A 19,185-nucleotide genomic window follows, 5' to 3' on the forward strand; every position below is an offset into this window, starting at 1 on the left:
CGCGCAGACCCACCCACGGATACGTCACGAGAGCCGGATATCCCCTGGCGTTGTGGGTTCTCCCCTCTAGTACCAACGGAGAAGCCACAACACCGTCGGATATCCCCTCGTGTGAGAGGGCTCTTGTCGCGCCCGACCTCGGCGCCGGCCGGCGCGACGGACCGAGCGGTGCATGCGGTGGGTGCGGTGGGTGCGGTGCGAGCGGGCGGGCTGGCCGGCGGGCCGGCGGGCTGGCGGGCCGGCGGGCTGGCGGGCTGGCGGGCTGGCGGGCTGGCGGGCGGGCGGGCTGTGGATAACTTTGGCGGGGGTGGGGCGTTCTGGGGCAGGGTGGTGGGGTGCGTACAGCAGAAGCGACGCGGGACGGCCGCCGGTACGAGATCGTGGACGGCCGTCTGCTCATCACCGGCCCCCAACCACCCGCGCACCACGCGGCCGTCCTCGCGCTCATGGTTCTGCTGAAACACGCCTGCCCACCCGACCTCCTGGTCGCCGTTGGCTCGGTCGCCTTCCGCCCAACGCCCCACACCACACTCCGCCCGGACGTCCTCGTCTGCCACCGCGACGCCGCCGTCACCCAGCCGCCCCTACTGGCAGTCGAGGTCCTCTCCCCAGCCACGCGCACCACGGACGTGGTCCTCAAACGATCCCTCTACGAACAGCACGGAGTCCCGTCGTACTGGCTCCTCGACCCCACCAACCAAGAACTGACAATCCTCGAACTGACCCCAACCGGCTACGAATGCCAGGCCGTAGTCCAAGCCGAGGAAACTGCCCACGCCACAAACCCGTTCCCTGTCGACGTCACGCCCGCGACGCTCTCAGGAATCTATTGAGGCCCAGAAAGCGCACTGGTGTTCCTGCGCCAGGTCGGCTGCCGCGATCTTTGCGGGGGCGAGTGACTGGACGTGCTCCTTGTTCTGGAACGGCTGCCACCGTGGCTGGCCCGGACCGTTCGGGTTGCCGGTGCGTGCGAACTGGGTCCAGTAGCGCATCATCGTCGCGGAGAGTTGCTTCTGCGCGGGTGTGCTCGGGCCCGGGAGTTGCTCGTCGGTGAAGAGGTACTGCAGTTCGGCACCATGGAACGCGCCGGTCGGGAAGTTGGGCTTCGGCAGCGTGGTGAACCACGGAGCGCTCTCGTCGGCGAACTCGTACGCATACAGCGGTGTCTGCGCGGCGAGTGCGCGGTCTCGTTCGAGGACCGGGCAGCCCCACGCCCAGTCGGTGACGACGGTCGACAAGGCCTCGCCTGCCGAATGGAACTGTTCGACGGGATAGCGGGCCAGGATCCGTTCGGCGTCTTGCTGGTCGAACAGCGTGTGGACTTCTTTGCGATAGCTGGCCGGGGTCGTCACCTGGCCGGTTGCTGTTTCGATTGCCGCAGTGAACAGGCGGTGCTCGTCCCGCGTGATCCCCTGAATGATCGGAACGTGGTTGAAGCGGCCGGTTGCAAAGGCGCGATCCGGACTGAGAGGCAGTACGCCGCCGCCGACGGTAGGCCCTGATCCGACTCCGTCGTCAGACCACTTGGTGAGTTCGTCCGTAGGTTTGGCCCGCAGACAGGCCGCAGCGGTGGCCGGGGCGGTGCAGCCGACCTTGGCCGCGACGTCTAGGCCGTGTTGTTCGCGCTCGGAGCGTGGCAGTGGGAACCAGGTCGGCGGTCCGGGCGACCATTTCTGCCCGGTGCATTCGGCGCTCTGCAGGATCGCCTTCTGGAACAGCCCTGCGGATCCCGGCGCGACCAGATGGGAGCAGACGCTGGTGCCTCCGGCGGACTCACCGAAGATCGTGACATTGCCCGGATCGCCGCCGAACGCCGCCGCGTTGCGCTTGACCCACTGCAACGCGGCCTGCTGGTCTTCGAGGCCGAAGTTCCCCGAGAGTTGCCGAGCTTGACCGTGGTCGAGCGCCGGATGCGCGAGGAAACCGAAGATTCCCAGCCGGTAGTTGGGACTGACCACGATCACCTGGCCGCTGTTCGCCAACTGCTGTGCGTCGTACAGGCTGCCCGCCCCGCTGATGAAGCCGTTGCCATGGATCCACACCATGACCGGCAGTTTGTGTGCGCCGCGGTCGCGTGGCGTCGTGACGTTGAGGTAGAGACAGTCCTCGGTAGTGCTTGCCGGATCGATCAGCCCTTCTGCCTGGGCACAGCGATTCCCGGGTTTGGTGGCGTCCCGGATGTCACTCCATGACGCGGCGCGTTGCGGCGATGCCCAGCGGAGCGGGCCGACGGGCGGTGCGGCGTACGGAATTCCTTGGAAGAGCCGGGCCTCCGCGGTGAGCCTGCCGCGTACTGCTCCGGCGTCTGTCGAGACCACAGTGTCCGGTGTGCTGCGGCCGCTCGTCTTGGCCTCGGCTGCTCCGCCACAGGCCGCCGCCGAGCTCGCGAGCAACGCCGCGGTCAGCAGCGCTCCGAGCCGGCGGGAAAGGTCGAACAGTGGTCGTGATTCCTGGTGTCCCATATCGTGCTCGCCTTCTCGGATCAGTTCGTGTGTGGGTCACACTAATATAAAGTGTAAGGTACACACGAAGTCAAACCCCGAGGCGGGAGGAGCCGACCTGATGCCGTTGACCGACGATGCGCACCTGCCACCGGGGCTCGCGCTGGCGTGGGGCCTGCCCGCGAAGTCGAACCGACTCGGGCGGCGGCCGACGCAGAGCGTCGAGCACATCGTCGACGCGGCCCTCGAGTTGGCCGATGCCGACGGGTTCGCCGCGTTGTCGATGCCCAAGATCGCTCAGAAGCTGGGGCTGACCGCCAACGCGATCTACAGGTACGTGAGGTCACGCGACGAACTGCTCGTGCTCCTCGGTGACGCCGCCTGGGGGCCGGCACCGGACGGGGTCGCCGAGGCACCGGACTGGCGCTCCGGAGCGACCGTCTGGACGCAGGCGATGGTCGATCGGTGCGACGTCCACCCCTGGCTCTGCGATCTCCCCATTCGCGGAGCGCCGATGACGCCGAACCTGCTCGGCTGGGCAGAGGCGATCCTGAAGGTGCTGACCGGCGCGGGGCTGAGTCCCAGCGAGAGCCTGTCGTGCGCGTTGCTGCTGGACGGCTACGCGCGGCGTATCGCCAGCGCGCGTCGCGATGTGCGCGACAGCACCACGACGTCCGTGCAGCCGGCCGCGATGGCACGATTCCTTGAACCGCGGCTGCACGAACTCGGATACTCGGTCCTGGCGGCACTGATGGCCAGCAACGAGTACACCGACGAGATCGATGCCTCCGAGGTGGCCTTCGGTCTCGAGCGGATCCTCGACGGCATCGACGTACTCATCACACAGAAGCGGTCATCAGCCGTTCAGAAGGGTGGTTAGTTGGTGTTTGCCGGGGAGGTTCTCGGGGCGGATGATGTCGGCGGTGCGGACGTAGTAGAAGGCTGCTGTTACCTGGTCGAGGGGGATGTTCATGAGTTCGGACCAGGCGACTCGGTAGATCGCTAGCTGGAGGGGGTCGGCGGTTTCGCCGCGGGTGGTTTTCCAGTCGATGACGTCGTACCCGCGGGAGCCGTCCGGGCGGACGATCTGGTAGACGGCGTCGATGCGGCCGCGGACGACCCGGCCGTCCAGCGCGAGGGCGAACGGGGCTTCGATCTCGTACGGCGTGGTGTCGCCGAACGGGCCGTCGCGGAACGCGTCCATCAGGTCGGTGAGGTCGGTGTCGTCGACAATGTCCTCGTCCGCGGCGCCGGGCAGATCGTCCGGGTCGAGCAGCAGTTGCTGGCCGAAGTAGCTCTCCACCCACGCGTGGAAGCGGGTGCCGAAACGCGCGGCCCGGTTGGGTTTGCGCGGCATCGGGCGGGCCAGTTCGGCGGCCAGACCGTCCGGGTCCTTAGCCAGCCGCATCATCTGCGTCGCGGACAGCGCGGCCGGCAGCGCCACGTCGTACGCCTTCCGGCTCCGGCTTTCCCTTGCCTCGGACAACAATCGCTCGAGCTCCGAGTCCCAGCGCGCCACCGTCGCCTGCTCGTCGAGCAGCAGTGACTCCTCCGCCTCGATCGACGGACCCTCCGCGCGGGACAGCTGCACCAGAGCAGCCGACTCCAGCCGTCGCTGGAACGAGTCCACGTCGTACGGCGTCGGCCACGGCGCCAGGGTCTGCTCGGCGAGCTCCGGGTTCTCCGCCGTCAACTCCGGCTGCTCGGCCCACTTGATCACCCGCTCACCGGCATGCTGCTTCAGCACCGAGAGGTACGGCGACGGGCCGCGCGGGCGCTTCTGCGTCGGACCCCACCAGTGGCCGGTCGCCACCAGCAGATCCTTCGCGCGCGTGAACGCGACGTACCCGAGTCGTCGTTCCTCCAGCGCGTTCACGTCCTTGCACTCGTCCGCGAACGCCTTCAGCCCCGCGTTCGACAGGTCGTGGATGTCCGGCAGCGTGTCGGCGTCACCGCGCAACGGCCACGGGAGCACCTTCGCGTTCGTGGTCCACTTGTCCCGCCCGCGGTCCGACGGGAACACCTTCGACACCAGCGTCGGCACGAACACGACCGGCCACTCCAGCCCCTTCGACCGGTGCGTGGTGAGCAGCTTCACCGAGTCGGCTTCACTCGGTACGGCGAGGTCGAGGCCGGCGGCGTACTCCTCCTCGGCGGCGAGGTACGCGAGCAGACCGTCCAGTGACCCGTCCGACTCGGTCGACACGAAGTTGCCCACAGCATCGAGGAACGCGGCGAGATGATCGCGGCGCCCGGCGTCGACGTGATCGGGGGTCGCGGTCAGCTCGACGTCCAGGCCGATCGTGCTGATCACCCGGCGGACCAGATCGAGCAGCGGCTCGCCCGCATGCGCGCGCAGCTCGCGAAGCTCGACCGACAGCTCCTTGAAGCGGACAAGAGCTTCCGGCGCGTACGCCGCCAGGCCCGGATCGTCGACCGCCTCCGCGAGCGAGATGACCTCGGTCGAATCCATCCCCGCAACGGCCGCGTCGAGCGCGGCGACCAGGTCGTCGGCGGCCGGCCGCTCCCCCGCGTCGGCGAGCGCGCGGGCCCGGTTGGCGAGCAGGGCGAGATCGCGGTGACCGATCCGGTACCGCGGGCCGGTGAGGATTCGGAGCATCGCCGCGTTCGCGGTCAGGTCGTTGACGGCCTGCAGTGTCGCGACGACGTCGACGACCTCGGGAAGCGCGAGCAGACCGCCGAGGCCGACGACCTCGACCGGGACCTTGCGTGCGATCAGCGCCTCGTGCACCGCGCTGAGGTCGACGTTCGTCCGCATCAGGATGCCGATGTCCTTCCAGCGGCGGTTCCGCGTGCGGTGCGCGGCGACGATCGCGTCGGCGACCCACTCGATCTCCTCCGAGCGAGTCTCGAACAACCCGACCGTGATCGCGCCTTCCGGAGCGTTCGCTGGAGCCTCAAGCGGGATGACGCCGGGGTGCTGTTCGTAGAGCTCGGCCGCATGCTGGTTGGCGGCCGCGAGAATGCGACTGCCGCAGCGGCGGTTGACGCTCAGCACATATCGCTGAGCCGGCGATCCATCGGCCTGTGGGAAGTGCGTCGGGAACTCGTCGAGGTTCGCGACCGACGCACCGCGCCAGCCGTAGATCGCCTGGCACGGGTCACCGACCGCGGTGACCGGATGGCCGCGCCCGTCGCCCGCGGCGAACAGCGCGGTGAGCATCCGGCGCTGCGAGACGGACGTGTCCTGGTACTCGTCGAGCAGCACGACCTTGTACCGCGACCGCTCGACGGCGGCGACCTCCGGGCACTCCTCAGCCAATCGCGCGCCCAACGCCATTTGGTCGGCGAAGTCGACGACGCCGCGCTCCCCCTTGTACGCCTGGTACTCCTCGACGAGTTGCAGGATCTCCCCGCGCTTCAACGCGGTCTCGGCGAGCTTGCGGACCTCCACCGTCTGCTTGCGAGCCGCCGCGACCTCCTGCCGTACGGCGTCGTCGTGGTCGCGGATATCGTCGGGACGGAGCAGGTGATCCGCGAGCTCACCGTCGAGCGCGAGCAGGCTGTTCACGAGCGTCGGCACGTGATGCGACGCGAAGCGGATCGGCCCGGCGGACCGGCGTACGACACGACCCGCCAGCTGGAACCGGGTGGCGTCGGCGAGTACGCGGGAGTCCGGCTCGAGGCCGATTCGGAGGCCGTGCTCCGCGATCAACGTGCCGGCGAACGCGTGGTACGTCGAGACGACGGGCTCGCCCGGCTCCTCGGGCTCCCAGTTGGGAATGTTGCTCCGCAGATGCGCGGCGAGAATCGGGTGCTGATCCTTCGGCAGCGTGGATCCGAGAACGCCGGCCTTCGTCAGGTCCTCGCGGATCCGGACGTCGAGCTCGTTCGCCGCCTTCTTGGTGAACGTCAGCCCGAGCACTTCCTCCGGCTTCACCTGTCCCGTGCAGATCAACCACACCACCCGGGCCGCCATCGCCGTCGTCTTCCCCGACCCGGCGCCGGCCACGATCACCCCCGGCGCCAACGGAGCAGTAATAGCCGCCAGTTGCTGATCCGAAAACGGAACCCCCAACAACTCACACAACTCAGCCGTAGACCGCAGCTGAACCATCACACCCCCTCGGCCGTTGCACAGGAACTGGGGTGGTGGGACAGGCTATTTCCTGTCTCCCGCCACCACGGATTGTCTCCACACCCGGCGGGCGGACGTCGAGAGCCCCCATCACACGATCTCCCGTCCCTCGGGCTGGATGGGGCACAGGGCGCGCGCTTCGCAGCGGTTGCAGCCGTCGTTGCGCTGGGCGGTGAAGTGTTCGGTGCGGATCATGCTCTCGGCGTCGTCGACGGCTTCGTCGAGCCAGGTGCGGCCGTCCTCAGAGGCTTCCAACGGGCCTTGGTGCTGGACCTTCGGGAAGCCGCCGTTGTCGTCGTGGCGGAGCTGGACGAGCTCGGCCCCACCGGCGACCGCGTCCTCGCCGAGCTTCTTCAGCTGCCGCGAGTTGATCGCACGCTGGTAGATCGCCAACTGCACGTGCCGCTCCAGCGCAGGCTTGGTCGGAATGTTCCGCCCGGTCTTCAGGTCGACCACCCGGACCGTACCTTCAGGGTCCGTTTCGACGCGGTCCATCCGGCCCTTCACCCGGACCGCGGGGTGCTCCTCGTCCGGCAGCAGTACGTCGAAGTCCACCTCCGACCCCACCAACGTCCGGTCCGGCCGCCCCTGGTGCCACGCGACGAACCGCCGCAGCGCCTGCTCCGCCTCGACGCGCTCCCGGTCCGAGATCCACGCGGACTCGAACTCGAGCTGCGTCCACACCTTGTCCAGCCATCCGTTCAGCTCGTCGACCGACGGCGGCAGCGTGCCGGTCGCGACCGCATCGGCCAGCGTGTGCAGCACCATCCCGAACCCGATCGCCGATGTACTCGGTGTCTCCCCACCGGCCCGCCGGGTCAGGAACCACCGCAACGGACAGTCCACGATCGTCGTCAACGCGCTCCCCGACAAAGGGACCGGCAACGCGGGATCCGCGATCGGCCGCACGGACTCCGTCCGCTCCCGCACACCCCACCACCGCGAAGGATCGGCAGTAGGCACCAAGGCGTGATCCCGATCGTCCACAGCGTCAGCCAGTAACGCCAATCGATCGGCGGCGACCCGCTTCAACGCCGGCGACGACGAAGGATCCGCCAGCACGCACCGCAGATCCGCTACCAGACCCGATAACGACAACGGCCGCCGCGGCCGCCCGGCGACCAGTTTCAAAGGAATGTCCAGCTCGGCAAGGAATCGGGACGGTTGATCGCCGTCGGCCTCGGGCGCCTGTACGGCGGTCACGATCAAGCGTTCTCGCGCCCGCGTGATCGCGACGTAGAACAACCGTCTCTCCTCGGCCAGCAACGCGCCCGCCGACAACGGATCGATCAACCCGTCAGGCCCCAACCGGTCCGGCTCCAGCAACGAACCGCGCCGCCGCAGGTCCGGCCACTGCCCCTCCTGCACCGAAGCAACCACGACGAGCCGCCATTGCAGACCCTTCGACCGGTGTGCCGTCATCAGCTGTACGCCGGCCTCGCGGTACGTCCCGTCGAACCGGTTGTCCCCCGCGATGTCCAGCGACTCCAACTCGGACAGGAACGCCGAAACGCCCTTGAACCCGACCTGCTCCTCCGCCCGGCCGGCCGCGTCGAACAACGCGCACAACGAATCCAGGTCCCGGTTCGCGGTCCGGGCGGTCTCGCCACCCGAGGTGGCCTGCCCGCGCAGCCGCCGCAACCACGGCGACTCCGACCACAGCGACCACATCACCTCGTCCGGCGCCGCGCCCGCAGTCACGATGTTCCTTGCCTTGAGCAACCGTTCGCCGAGCGCCGCGAACCGTGCCTCGGCCGGTGACGCCTCCTCGTCGAGCAGCAACGGATTCAGCATGGCTTCCCGCAGCAGCTCGTCCGACGACCGCGGCAGCCGCAGCCCGCCTGCCGCGTCCCGATCGCGCCGCCGGAGCACCCGTGCCAGCCGCCGCAGTTGTCCCGCGTCCATAGCGCCCAGAGGCGACAGCGCCAACGCCCGTACGACATCGACGGTCAACGTCTCCGGGTCGGCCACCGCCCGCAGCGCCAGCAACATCGGCCGTACGGCGGGCTCGCGCGATAACGGCAGCTCATCGCCCGCGACGTCCACCGGAATACCGGCCGCTGCCAACGCCCGGCGCAACGGCGGAATCGAACGGCTCCCGGAACGAACGAGCACCGCCATCTCGCTCCACCCGATGCCGTCCTGAACGTGCGCGCGCCGCAACAGGTCCGCGATGTGCTCGAGCTCCGCGCCGCTCGTCGAGTACAGGTTCGCCTCGACCTTTCCCGGACCGAAGACACACGACGAGGCATCCGGGTTCCGGAACCGCTCGAACGTGTCCCGATCCAGCGATCCCGGTACGCCGAGGCGGTTGACGACGTTGCGCGAAACGCGTTGCAGCGTGGTCCCGAAGCGTCGCGTCGTACCCAGAGCGATCTGCGCCGCCTCCGCGCCGTCGCGGGACCGGAACTCGTCGGTGAACCGCAGCAGTCCGCGCACGTCCGCCCCACGGAACGTGTAGATCGACTGGTCCGGATCGCCGACCACGACCAGGTCGCGACCGTCGCCCGCGATCGCCTGCAGCAACTTCGTCTGACCGGGATCGGTGTCCTGGTACTCGTCCACGAACACCGCTTTGAACTCGGTCCGCAGCTTCGCCTGCACCGACGGCTGCTGCGCCAGGATCACCGCGCGATGGATCAGCTCGGAGTAGTCCAGCACCTGCTCGGCGTCGAGCACCTGCAGGTACTCCTCGAAGAAGTCGCCGACCGCGACCCACTCGGCCCGCTCCGCCGATCGCCCGATCGCGGACAGGTCCTCCGGGTCGAGGCCCAACTGCCGCGCCTTGCCGATCACCGCCTGCACCTCGTCGGTGAACCCGCGCGTCTTCAACGCCGGATGCAGACTGCTCGGCCAGTGCACCGCACCGACCTCACGACTTCCCGACAACGCCTCACTCAACCGCAGCGACTGCTCTGGCCCGGACGGCAGTCGCAGCGGTACGTCGAACGCGTCGGCCGGCGTGAACCGGCGCAGCAACGCGTAGCAGAAGGAATGGAACGTCATCGACGGCATCACGCGTGTCGTCCGCCCGAGTCGACCGGTGATGCGGTCCCGCAGCTCGGTCGCCGCCTTCCGCCCGAACGTCAGCACGAGCACCTCGTCCGGACTCAGCCCACGATTGCGGACCCGGTCGACGACCGCCTCCACCAACGTCGTCGTCTTCCCGGTACCAGGCCCGGCGAGCACCAGGAGCGGTCCGCCCGGGTGATCCACCACTGCTTGCTGGTCGGCATCGAGGACGGGGGCCTCCGCGCTTCGGCACTCCTCCCGGACCAACCGGTACCGGGACCTCTGTCTGCTGACCACCGCCTTATCTCAACAGACCCCACCGACAGTCCGCGCAGTGGCACTCCGCCCCGGCCTCGATGGGCCGGAAAGCGGACAGGACGACGTAGCCGGTCGATAACTTTCCGCGTCCGCGGTGCATCGAGCACTTCGTCAGCACACGACTACAAGGAGCACCGAATGAGGACAATGCGGCGTACTGCCGCCCTCCTGGGGGCGGCTGTTCTACTGGCAGGTCTCGGTACCGCCACTGCCACCGCGGCAAATCCGAAGATCCAGTCGATCTGCTCGCTCGATCTCGGCTCGATCACCGCGAACGGCAACTACACCGACCAGGTCCTGTCCGCCGCGAGCCCGCCGGCCGCGAGCGAACGCCGGGTCGGCCCGCAGGTCGCCGAGCCGGGGGAAACGAAGGCCAGTGCAACCTGGGAGTTCTCGTACGACAGCCACGACGGCATCGTCGACCGCGGCTACGCGATCTACGGCACCGAGCTGTTCAGCACGCTGATCGCCCGGCCGTCGGACGGACCGTGGTGGGGTCGCGGCAATGTCCAGGACGGGCTGGGCGACGTCACGCAGCTGGCCCGGTCCGGCTATCCGAAGGGCGCCGATCCCAGCCGCGAGTACCTGTACGGGCTGCGCAACGACGGCGTGCTGTTCCGCTGGAAGATGGACAACGTCAAGGGCTTCCAGGCGCTCGGCTCGTACGCCGGGTTCTCGGCCGTGAAGACCATGACGCTGATCAGCCAGACGGCGACGTACGACACCTTGCTGGCGACCACGAAGGCCGGCGCGCTCTACACCATCCGGATCCCGGTCACATCGCCGATGAAGCCGGTGGTGAAGGTCGTCCGGTCGTCGACCTGGCAGGGCTTCGAGGCGATCGTCGCGGAGAAGTGCGGTACGCAGAGCACGCTCCTCGCCGCGATCGACCGTGACAGCGGGTCGGCGTACCTGTACGCGGTCGGCCACGCCAACGGGACCGCCACGACCATCCAGGGCCTGGGCAAGGTGCCCGGCACGTTCAACGACCCGATCTACTTCCTGCGCACCTCGCAGGCAGGCACGCCGCTGAACGGCGAGTAGCTCATCGGCGGCGCGGGGACCCGGGGCGGGGTCGCCGCGCCGCCGATGTCAGTCCTCTGGGTCCCAGCGGAACTGACGTAGATTCACGCGACCGTTGGTGATCCGTACTCCGTCGGAACGCAGCCGGTGCAGTTGCTCGTCGCCGACCTCGTCAGCCGGTACGCCGGACGCGCGGATCACCCGCCACCACGGCACACTCGCGCCGTACTCGCGCATGATCGCCCCAACCTGCCGCGGTCCACCCTGCCCGACGTACTCCGCGATGTCCCCGTACGTCGCGACGCTGCCCTCCGGGATCGACTCCACGGCCCGTAGCACGGCCTCGACGTACTCCTCCCTGTCCACGGAGCAAATCTAGGCGAGTGGGGCGAGTGCCTTCGCGAGCGGCTCCAGGACGGACGGCGGCGCGTCCAGCGGGAGGTTCATGATCACCAGGTCGACGCCTGCCTCGCCGTACGCCGCGGCTTCGGCGACCGCCTTGTCGAGCGGGCTGTCGGGGTCGACGCGGACGTTCACCGAGCAGGTGATCTCGTTGACGTCGCGACCGGCCTCCTCGCAGCGCTGGACCAGGACGTCCTTGAGCGGCTTCCACTCCTGCGGGTTCGGGACGATGACGTTCCACTGCTGCGCCCACTTGGCGACCGCGCGGAGCGTCCGGTTCGGTCCCTTGCCGCCGATGGTGATCGGCGGGTGCGGCGTCTGCAGCGGCTTCGGGTTGCAGTACGCCTCGGTGAGCTTGATGTACTTGCCGTCGAAGTTCGCGACCTTCTCGGTGAGCAGCGCGATGATCGCCTGCGTGCCCTCGTCGAATCGGTCGAAGCGCTCCTTCAGCCCGTACAGCTCGATGCCGTACGCCGCGGTCTCCATCTCGTTCCAGCCGGCGCCGATGCCGAGCTCGAGACGGCCGTTGCTGATGATGTCCGTGGTCGCCGCCATGTTCGCGAGCACGGCCGGATGCCGGTAGATCATCCCGGTCACCTGGCAGCCGAGCCGGATCCGGGACGTCGCCTGCGCGAGCGCGGCCAGCGTCGTCCAGGCCTCCAGGTTCGGCCCCTGCATGTCACCGCTGAGCGGGTAGAAATGATCCCAGTGCCACGCGGACTCGAAGATCTCGAACTGATCCGCGGCGACCCACACGTCCCGCATCTGCTGCCAGCTGGTGTGTTCCGGCCTGGTCTTGATCGCGAACCGCATCCGCGCCTCCTAGGTAACCGTTCTCCTCGGAGGACATTACCCCCGCCGGGGCGGCACGCCGGGATCGATAGGCGGCCGCACCGCCGGATCGGGACACTTGGTTTGAGGGTGCGAGACCTGGGGGTTCGAATGCTGACAGAGTTGCCGCAGGAGCTGGCCGAGGACGGGTTCTGGACGAAGCTGCCGCCGCCGGTGATCAGCATCTTCGTCATCGGGACGGCGCTCGGGTTCGCGGCGCTGCTCGGGATCGACGGATCGGACGGGACCGGGGCGAGCGACTCCTTCGTCGAGAGTGTGCCGTGGACGGTCTGGCGGGCGATCTCCGGTGCGGCGCTGGTCGTGTTCATCCTGCTCACGGTCCAGGCGGTCCGGATCCTGCAGCATCCAGGCAAGTGGGGTTTCTACCCGAAGCATCAGAACCGGGTGCGGTACCTGATCTACGCGGTGCTCGGGGCTGCGGCCGCTGCGAGCTACCGGCTGTTCTTCCCGGGCGTCGGACCCGACCTTCCGGTCCGCAACCTCGATCTGCGGACAGCTGTCGTCCTGGTGACGGCGATGATCGCGGCGGTGCCGTGGATGACGGTCGTCTGGCTGGCCCACGCCGAATGCCGTGACCTCGCGAACAACCTCGACGTGCGCCCGGTGGAGGGGAGCGCGTACGCGCGGGCACTGCGGGACGACACCAACGATCCGGAGCTGTTCAGGCGCGCCGTGAACCAGCTCGACCGGCTGTGGCAACTGCTGTGGTTCTGCGCACTCTCGTCGACGGTCGGCATCATCGCGGCGGTCGCTTCAGCAGGAGCTCTCCGGGGCGCGTTCATCTCCGCACACCCCGAACGCGCCGGTGAGTTCCCGCCCGCGAACGTGCTGCTGTACGGCGGACTGTTCACGCTCGGGCTGTCGGTGATCGCCGTACCGTTCTTCGTCGCCTGGCGGAACCGTGCACAGCAGCTCGCCGGCCACGTCTGCCCGTTGCCCGCGGACGGCAGGCCGACCGAGGACTGGCTCCAGCACCGCAAGCGGGTCGAGCAGCTGCTTCATCTCGGACCGCTCTTCGCCGACTCGGTCACCGCCGTCGGCGTCCTCGCGCCACTGGTCGTGAGCGCCGTCGCCGCCTTCCTGCCGAACTCGGCAGGCTAGTCGAGGCCGAGGCGGGCGCGGACTTCCGGGCGGCGCAGCGGCGGGACCGTTTGGGGTGGGGTGCGGCGGGCCGGCATCTCCGCGAGGAGCTGCTCGGTGATGCGAGCGACCTCGGTGGCCGCGCGTTCGATCGGGGCGCGGGTGGTCGCGCTCAGCGAGCCGACTCCCGTCACCTTGCGGACATACTGCAACGCGGCCGCGTAGATCTCCTCGGAGGTCGCGGACGGCTCGAGTCCCCGGAGCACCGTGATGTTTCTGCACATGCCACAAAACAGTACGCGCGACCAGGGACAACCTATGAGGTATTGACATCCCTAACGCCGTTAGGTTTTCCTCATGACATGAGCACTACAGCGCCGGACCGCCGTACCCGCCGTCGTCAGCAGACGATCGGCGAGATCCTCGACGTCGCCATCGAGCTGATGGAGGCCGAGGGCGTCGCGGCGCTGAGCCTGTCCGCGGTCGCCCGGCGGCTCGGCATGCAGCCGCCGTCGCTGTACCAGTACTTCCCGTCGAAGATGGCGATCTACGACGCCCTGTTCCAGCGCGGCGCCGAGTTGTTCCTGGCCGCGCAGCGGGACGCGATCGCGGCCGCGACGACGGACGACGTGGTCGAGCTGCACCTGATCGGGTCCACCGCGTTCGCCCGCTGGTGCATGCGGAACCCAGTGTACTCGCAGTTGCTGTTCTGGCGGACGATCCCCGGCTTCGAGCCCAGCCCGGAGGCTTACGCCCCGGCGCTGGAGGCGCTGGCCGAAGTTCGCCGGCACCTGCAGGCGGCGGTCGACGCCGGCCGGCTACATCCGGACGCGGCGAGCGACGAAGGGCTCGCGGTGCTCACGTCGATCACATCCGGGGTGCTGTCACAGCAGCTGGCGAACGAGCCGGATGCGCCCTTCGAAGAGGGGCGGTTCACCCGCCTGCTCCCCGTCGTACTCGAGATGTTCTATCAGCACTACGCACCAAGCAGGGGGAAATGATGACCGCAGTACTCGCAGAACAGATCGGACGGGCAGACCGGCTACGGTGCCGTGTGCACCGGGACGCCGAGCTGAAGGCGTGGCACGAGCTGCTCGCGTCGATCGAGGGGGACGAGTGGCACCGACGTACCATCTGCGACGCGTGGGACGTCGCGGACATCGCAGGCCACCTGATCGGGCAGGCGGAGGACGTGATCAAGCCGACGTCGTTCCCGCGGCGGTGGCTCAAGAACAAGCGGGTGTATCCCGGTGTGCCCCGGTTCGACGCGCACATGATGGTGCAGGCCGACGAACACCGCGGTACGCCGCCGGCCGAGCTGCGCGTGCTGTTCGCCCAGGTGTGGGCGAAGGCGACCCGGAAGATCTCGCGCGCTCCGGAGTTGTTGCGGCGGGTATCGATGCAGGTGGACCCGGCGCCCCGGATGTCGTTCGGCTATGTCCAGGACATCCTGCTCGCGCGGGACCTGTGGATGCATCGCGACGACGTGTGCCAGGCGCTCGGGCGGCGGTTTGACCCGGGGCCGTACGCCGAGGAGCTCATCGCGCAGGTGATCTACGACCTGGAGGCTTCCGGGCCGTTCTGGGGTGATCGGCCGGCCGTGGTCGTCGAGCTGACCGGGCCGGGAGGTGGGACCTACTTGCTGGGGAGGGGTGAGCCGGTGGGTCGCGGCTCCGTGGACGCGGTCGGCTACATGCGGACGCTGTCCGGGCGAGACGACGCCCCGGCGGTCTCGGGTGATCCCGTCGCCGCCGAGGCGATCACATCCTGCCGAATGCCGTTCTAGTTCTCGCTAGTACGACGGTTGGCTTGGGTCGATCTGGTCGACCCAGGCGACCACGCCGCCGCCGACGTGCACCGCGTCCGCGAAGCCCGCGCCCTTGGCGATCGCGAGCACCTCGGCGGAGCGGACGCCGGACTTGCAGTGGAAGACCAGCTGCTTGTCCTGCGGCAGCTTCTCCAGCGCCACACCGGTCTGGAAGTCCGCCTTCGGGATCAGCACCGAGCCCGGGATCCGGTTGATCTCGTACTCGTTCGGCTCCCGGACGTCGATCAGCACGAAGTCCTTCTCGCCGTTGTCCTTGAGCTTGATCCACTCGCTGAGCTGCTTCACCGAGATGGTCGAGCCGACGGCCGCGTCGGCCGCCTCCTCGGTGATCGCGCCGCAGAAGCTCTCGTAGTCGATCAGCTCGGTGACGGTCGGGTTCTCGCCGCAGATCGCGCAGTTCGGGTCCTTGCGGACCTTCAGCGCGCGCCAGTTGAGGTCGAGCGCCTCGTAGATGTTCAGCCGGCCGAGCGACGGGTCGCCGATCCCGGTGAGCAGCTTGATCGCCTCGGTGACCTGCGCCGCGCCGACGGACGCGCAGAGCACGCCCAGTACGCCGCCTTCCGCGCAGGACGGGACCATGCCGGGGGGCGGCGGCTCCGGGTAGAGGCAGCGGTAGCACGGGCCGTGCTCGGCCCAGAACACGCTGACCTGGCCGTCGAAGCGGAAGATCGAGCCCCAGACGTACGGCTTGCCGAGCAGCACCGCGGCGTCGTTGACCAGGTACCGGGTGGCGAAGTTGTCGGTGCCGTCGACGATCAGGTCGTACTGCTCGAAGATCTCGAACACGTTGTCGTTGTCGAGGCGCACCTCGTGCAGCACGACGTTCGTGTTCGGGTTGGTCTCGAGGATCGACTCGCGGGCCGACTGCGCCTTCGACTTCCCCACGTCGGACTGGCCGTGGATGATCTGGCGCTGCAGGTTGGACTCGTCGACGGTGTCGAACTCGACGATGCCGAGCGTGCCGACACCGGCGGCGGCCAGGTAGAGCAGCGCGGGGCTGCCGAGACCGCCGGCGCCGATCACGAGCACCTTGGCGTTCTTCAGCCGCTTCTGCCCGGCCATCCCGACCTCGGGGATGATCAGATGCCGCGAATAACGCCGCACCTCGTCAATCGTCAGCTCGTCGGCCGGTTCGACCAGCGGTGGCAGTGACACGTGTCGGCTCCTCAGGAAGACGTCGGACAGGATCTGAAGGTTTCAACCATCCGTCCCTCCCCCATGTTCCCGCACTACCCCAACCACCCCCACCGCAGTCCACATCCCGGTCCCCGCGTCTCACTCCCCGCACCTTCTTTGAGCACCCACCAACCATTTCGGCGGGTGAATTCTGGTTGGTGGGTGCTCAAAGACGATTCAGTCGTTGTCGGTGATCGTGGCGGTCAGGGTGGTGGGGAGCTTCAGGACGGCACCGTCGATGCTGGTGATGACGGCCGAGAACGTCTCGGTTGGTTCCTTGAGTTTGTCGTCGAGGATCTTGACCTGGAGGTCGCCGGTGGTCTTGCCGGGTTCGACGTAGCCGTCGATGGCCCGGTCCGCCGTGCCGGTGCCGTCGTCGTTGACGCTGGTGTAGTCCTTGCGGATCACCGCCGTGCCGTCCTTCAGTACGCCGGCGAAGCTGACGTACTTGTCGCTCGGGGCGGAGAGTTTGACGCCGAAGCTGACCACGCCGGTCTTCTCCACCGCCTTCAGGTTTCCGAGCGTCAGCGTCGGCGTCGGGTCGTCGTCGATGACCAGACCGTGCCCGAACGACTCGTTCAGCAGCCCGTCGTGCGGCGCCGAGAGCACCAGATTGAACGGGAGGTCGTAGCTGTCCCGGGTGTTCGCCACGATCGGCACACTGACCTTCTGCCGTACCTGACCCGGTTTGAACACCAACTGCCGCCCAACGTCCCCCACGGACTCGCCGAGGTCCCCGCTCGTCTCGACGTACACGCTGACCGGCCGGATGCTCGGCCGCGACATGCGCACCCAGAAGTCCACAGTGCGCCTGCCCTTGTCCCCCTCCTTCACGGTGAGGCTGGACGCGGACAGCTTGGGCAGCAGGACCGCAGGTGCCGAGAGCCCGAGCCCGGGCGACGAGAAGCTCAGATCGCTCACGTACGCCGACCCGCTGGCGACCCTGTCCGTCCGCAGCTCCACACTGCGCACGTCACGCAGGTCCACGCCCTTAAGCGACGACACCGGGATGCGTACCGTCCGCAGCAGGTTCTTCGGCAGACCGATGTCGTTGTTGCCCGGCATCCGCACCAGCGCATCACTGACCGCAGACACCGGTACTACTGCCGCCCGGCCATGCCCGTCGACCACCCGGACGCTCAGGTCGGTCTTGGGCGCGCCGGCTGGGTCGGGCGCGGCGCGGAACGTCAGCGCCGCAAACCGCCGTACGTCGCGCTGTCCTGCAGGTACGTCGACGCGCACTACCCCGTTCGTACCGGTCCACTTCAACTTGGTGACCACTGTGGTCGGTGTCCTCGCGGCGAACCACGCCGTACCCCAGTGCGGCGCGTTGCCCCAGTCTTCGGTCGCCATGCACGTCGCCGTACCCGCCCGCATCGTCGGACCGGACACACCCGCGCACACGGTCGCAGACAGCTTCCCGCTGACCGCACCGGTCGGCAGTGGCTTGTCGAAGTGGTTCAGGTCCCGCCGCGACCCCAGTGGTGCCTGCGACACCACCCGTACGACGGCCTTCCCAGCGGACGCCGCCCGCGAGTCCGACCCGTCGAACTGCGCCAGGAACTGCGTCTCGTGGCCCAGCTGCAGCCGGAAGAACCCAGCAACGTACGCCGTACCGACGGCCTGCTGCTGCTTCGCGGTCAACCGGCCCGCGTACTTCGCTCCGCACGGCGACGCCTTCTCGTCACCGAACCAGTCGTCGTTCGACGGAGCCTCCGACTGGCCAGGGGTCCATTCGGTGTTGAAGAAGTTGTGGTTGGCGCCAAGCACCGTCACGGTGGACCGCGGCGCCAAGTCACCGTCAATGGAGTACCGGGTGTCGTCGTAGAACTTCTGGCCCTGCAGATCGGACACGTCACCGTCGCAGTACGGCAGTACGACGCTCATCGCCACACCGGGCACCGTGGCCCGCGCGAAGTCAGTGGGGGCGAGCGGGAGCACTGCACGGATCCCGTACTGGCCACCGCGGTCAGCGTTGAGCACAGCGGCCCGGGCGACGCCCTCGCCACCACGTGAGTGCCCCATCAGGCCCACGTTCTGCAGGTCCATCTTGCCGACGAAGCGGGTGCCGAACGGTGCCCCACCGATCGTCGACCACTTCCGCCACAGTGCGAGGTGGTTCAGGATCAGTTCGGCCCGGGCCTGTGCGCCGGCGTCGTACGCGTCGCTGTCCCAGCCGTTGATCGCGTTGGCGCTGATCGAGACGACCTGGTACCCGTTGCTGGCCAGTGCGGTCGCCGGTCCGTCGTACCCGCGGTAGCTGGGGATGGGCTTCATGCCCGGCGGACACGGCCACGGCTTGTCGTTGTCGGACGGGTGCGTGGGCTCGCCGTAGCAGACCTCGTGGCGGCCGTGCAGGAACACCACCAGCGGCCGCGGGCCAACTGCACCACGTGGCGAGTACACCTTGCCGCGGAGCTCGGACCGGTGTGCGAGACCTGGCAGGTACACGGCCTCGTCACCCAGGTTGTACTCCGCGGTGTCGACCTTGTACTTGCCCAGCGCGCCGGGGTCCGACGGCAGGAGCGGTCCACGCCGCGCCTTCAGCCAGTCGGCATCGGTCGGCCCGGCGGAGCCGACGCTCCGGCTCCGGCCGGCCTCCTTGCCGAGGTCCCCGGACCAGACCAGGCGTACGTCGCGCGCTTTCAGCACGGCCGGATCGGTGCTGATCAGTGTCAGCGTCTTCCGGTCCGGCGACTGCTTGGCGACGCCGAGCGGCGTACCGTCGACCTCCAGCAGCGGCAGCGATGCACGCATCGGTACGGGCGCGTCGAGGCGCAGGGTGAGTTGATATCCGCTGGCAACAGGCCGGACGTCCCATTGGTTGCTCTGAGCAACAACCGGCGGTGCGGCGGTCGCAGTCAGAGGCCCCACACCAAGGAGTACGGCGATCCCCAACGACAGATTTCGGGCGGTTCTGCCAATCACGCGCCCAAGTTGACCTGACGCTCTGC

At 68.4% G+C, this 19,185-nt stretch carries 14 protein-coding genes; 6 read left to right on the top strand and 8 right to left on the bottom strand.

What is annotated here, in order from left to right:
• Positions 1 to 335: 335 nt before the first annotated feature.
• On the top strand, positions 336 to 833 hold the full coding sequence (locus ACWF0M_RS29970; protein WP_452239072.1) for a Uma2 family endonuclease: 498 nt from the start codon (positions 336 to 338) through the stop codon (positions 831 to 833).
• Here the strand turns inward: ACWF0M_RS29970 and ACWF0M_RS29975 are convergent.
• Positions 819 to 2,462, bottom strand: a complete 1,644-nt coding sequence (locus tag ACWF0M_RS29975) for a carboxylesterase/lipase family protein (protein WP_452239073.1) — start codon at positions 2,460 to 2,462, stop codon at positions 819 to 821. The two genes, ACWF0M_RS29970 and ACWF0M_RS29975, sit on opposite strands and share 15 nt — an antisense overlap.
• 100 nt (positions 2,463 to 2,562) lie before the next feature.
• On the opposite strand from ACWF0M_RS29975, the gene ACWF0M_RS29980 reads away from it, so the two are divergent.
• Entirely contained in the window at positions 2,563 to 3,321 is a 759-nt protein-coding gene (locus tag ACWF0M_RS29980; RefSeq protein WP_452239074.1) for a TetR/AcrR family transcriptional regulator, read from the top strand.
• On the opposite strand, the gene ACWF0M_RS29985 is transcribed toward ACWF0M_RS29980, so the two are convergent.
• Both ACWF0M_RS29985 and ACWF0M_RS29990 read right to left on the bottom strand, forming a co-directional pair.
• On the bottom strand, positions 3,298 to 6,480 hold the full coding sequence (locus tag ACWF0M_RS29985; RefSeq protein WP_452239075.1) for a UvrD-helicase domain-containing protein: 3,183 nt from the start codon (positions 6,478 to 6,480) through the stop codon (positions 3,298 to 3,300). The two genes, ACWF0M_RS29980 and ACWF0M_RS29985, sit on opposite strands and share 24 nt — an antisense overlap.
• Positions 6,481 to 6,630: 150 nt before the next feature.
• A complete protein-coding gene (locus ACWF0M_RS29990; RefSeq protein WP_452239076.1) occupies positions 6,631 to 9,849 on the bottom strand; it encodes an ATP-dependent helicase in 3,219 nt (1,072 codons plus the stop codon).
• 159 nt (positions 9,850 to 10,008) lie between these two features.
• On the opposite strand from ACWF0M_RS29990, the gene ACWF0M_RS29995 reads away from it, so the two are divergent.
• Complete coding sequence (locus ACWF0M_RS29995) at positions 10,009 to 10,914, top strand: hypothetical protein (protein ID WP_452239077.1); 906 nt, start codon at positions 10,009 to 10,011, stop codon at positions 10,912 to 10,914.
• 48 nt (positions 10,915 to 10,962) lie between these two features.
• On the opposite strand, the gene ACWF0M_RS30000 is transcribed toward ACWF0M_RS29995, so the two are convergent.
• Complete coding sequence (locus ACWF0M_RS30000; RefSeq protein WP_452239078.1) at positions 10,963 to 11,259, bottom strand: MGMT family protein; 297 nt, start codon at positions 11,257 to 11,259, stop codon at positions 10,963 to 10,965.
• Positions 11,260 to 11,268: 9 nt separating this feature from the next.
• Complete coding sequence (locus ACWF0M_RS30005; protein WP_452239079.1) at positions 11,269 to 12,108, bottom strand: TIGR03560 family F420-dependent LLM class oxidoreductase; 840 nt, start codon at positions 12,106 to 12,108, stop codon at positions 11,269 to 11,271.
• Positions 12,109 to 12,237: 129 nt separating this feature from the next.
• Between ACWF0M_RS30005 and ACWF0M_RS30010 the strand changes: the two genes are divergently transcribed.
• The gene (locus tag ACWF0M_RS30010; RefSeq protein WP_452239080.1) at positions 12,238 to 13,248 is read left to right on the top strand and encodes a hypothetical protein; all 1,011 of its coding nucleotides are present in this window, start codon (positions 12,238 to 12,240) and stop codon (positions 13,246 to 13,248) included.
• Here the strand turns inward: ACWF0M_RS30010 and ACWF0M_RS30015 are convergent.
• Positions 13,245 to 13,511, bottom strand: coding sequence for a DUF2277 domain-containing protein (locus tag ACWF0M_RS30015; RefSeq protein ID WP_452239081.1), 267 nt, complete (start codon positions 13,509 to 13,511; stop codon positions 13,245 to 13,247). The two genes, ACWF0M_RS30010 and ACWF0M_RS30015, sit on opposite strands and share 4 nt — an antisense overlap.
• Positions 13,512 to 13,589: 78 nt before the next feature.
• Between ACWF0M_RS30015 and ACWF0M_RS30020 the strand changes: the two genes are divergently transcribed.
• Entirely contained in the window at positions 13,590 to 14,228 is a 639-nt protein-coding gene (locus ACWF0M_RS30020) for a TetR/AcrR family transcriptional regulator (protein ID WP_452239082.1), read from the top strand.
• Entirely contained in the window at positions 14,225 to 15,013 is a 789-nt protein-coding gene (locus ACWF0M_RS30025; protein WP_452239083.1) for a maleylpyruvate isomerase family mycothiol-dependent enzyme, read from the top strand. The genes ACWF0M_RS30020 and ACWF0M_RS30025 overlap by 4 nt, the downstream gene beginning before the upstream one ends.
• A gap of 6 nt (positions 15,014 to 15,019) precedes the next feature.
• Here the strand turns inward: ACWF0M_RS30025 and moeZ are convergent, their stop codons facing one another.
• Entirely contained in the window at positions 15,020 to 16,210 is a 1,191-nt protein-coding gene (moeZ, locus tag ACWF0M_RS30030) for an adenylyltransferase/sulfurtransferase MoeZ (protein WP_452239084.1), read from the bottom strand.
• Positions 16,211 to 16,408: 198 nt separating this feature from the next.
• Positions 16,409 to 19,105 (bottom strand): Calx-beta domain-containing protein, encoded by a 2,697-nt coding sequence (locus ACWF0M_RS30035; protein ID WP_452239085.1) that lies wholly within the window; start codon positions 19,103 to 19,105, stop codon positions 16,409 to 16,411.
• Positions 19,106 to 19,185: the final 80 nt, after the last annotated feature.

The sequence above is a fragment of the Kribbella sp. NPDC055110 genome (assembly GCF_053607525.1).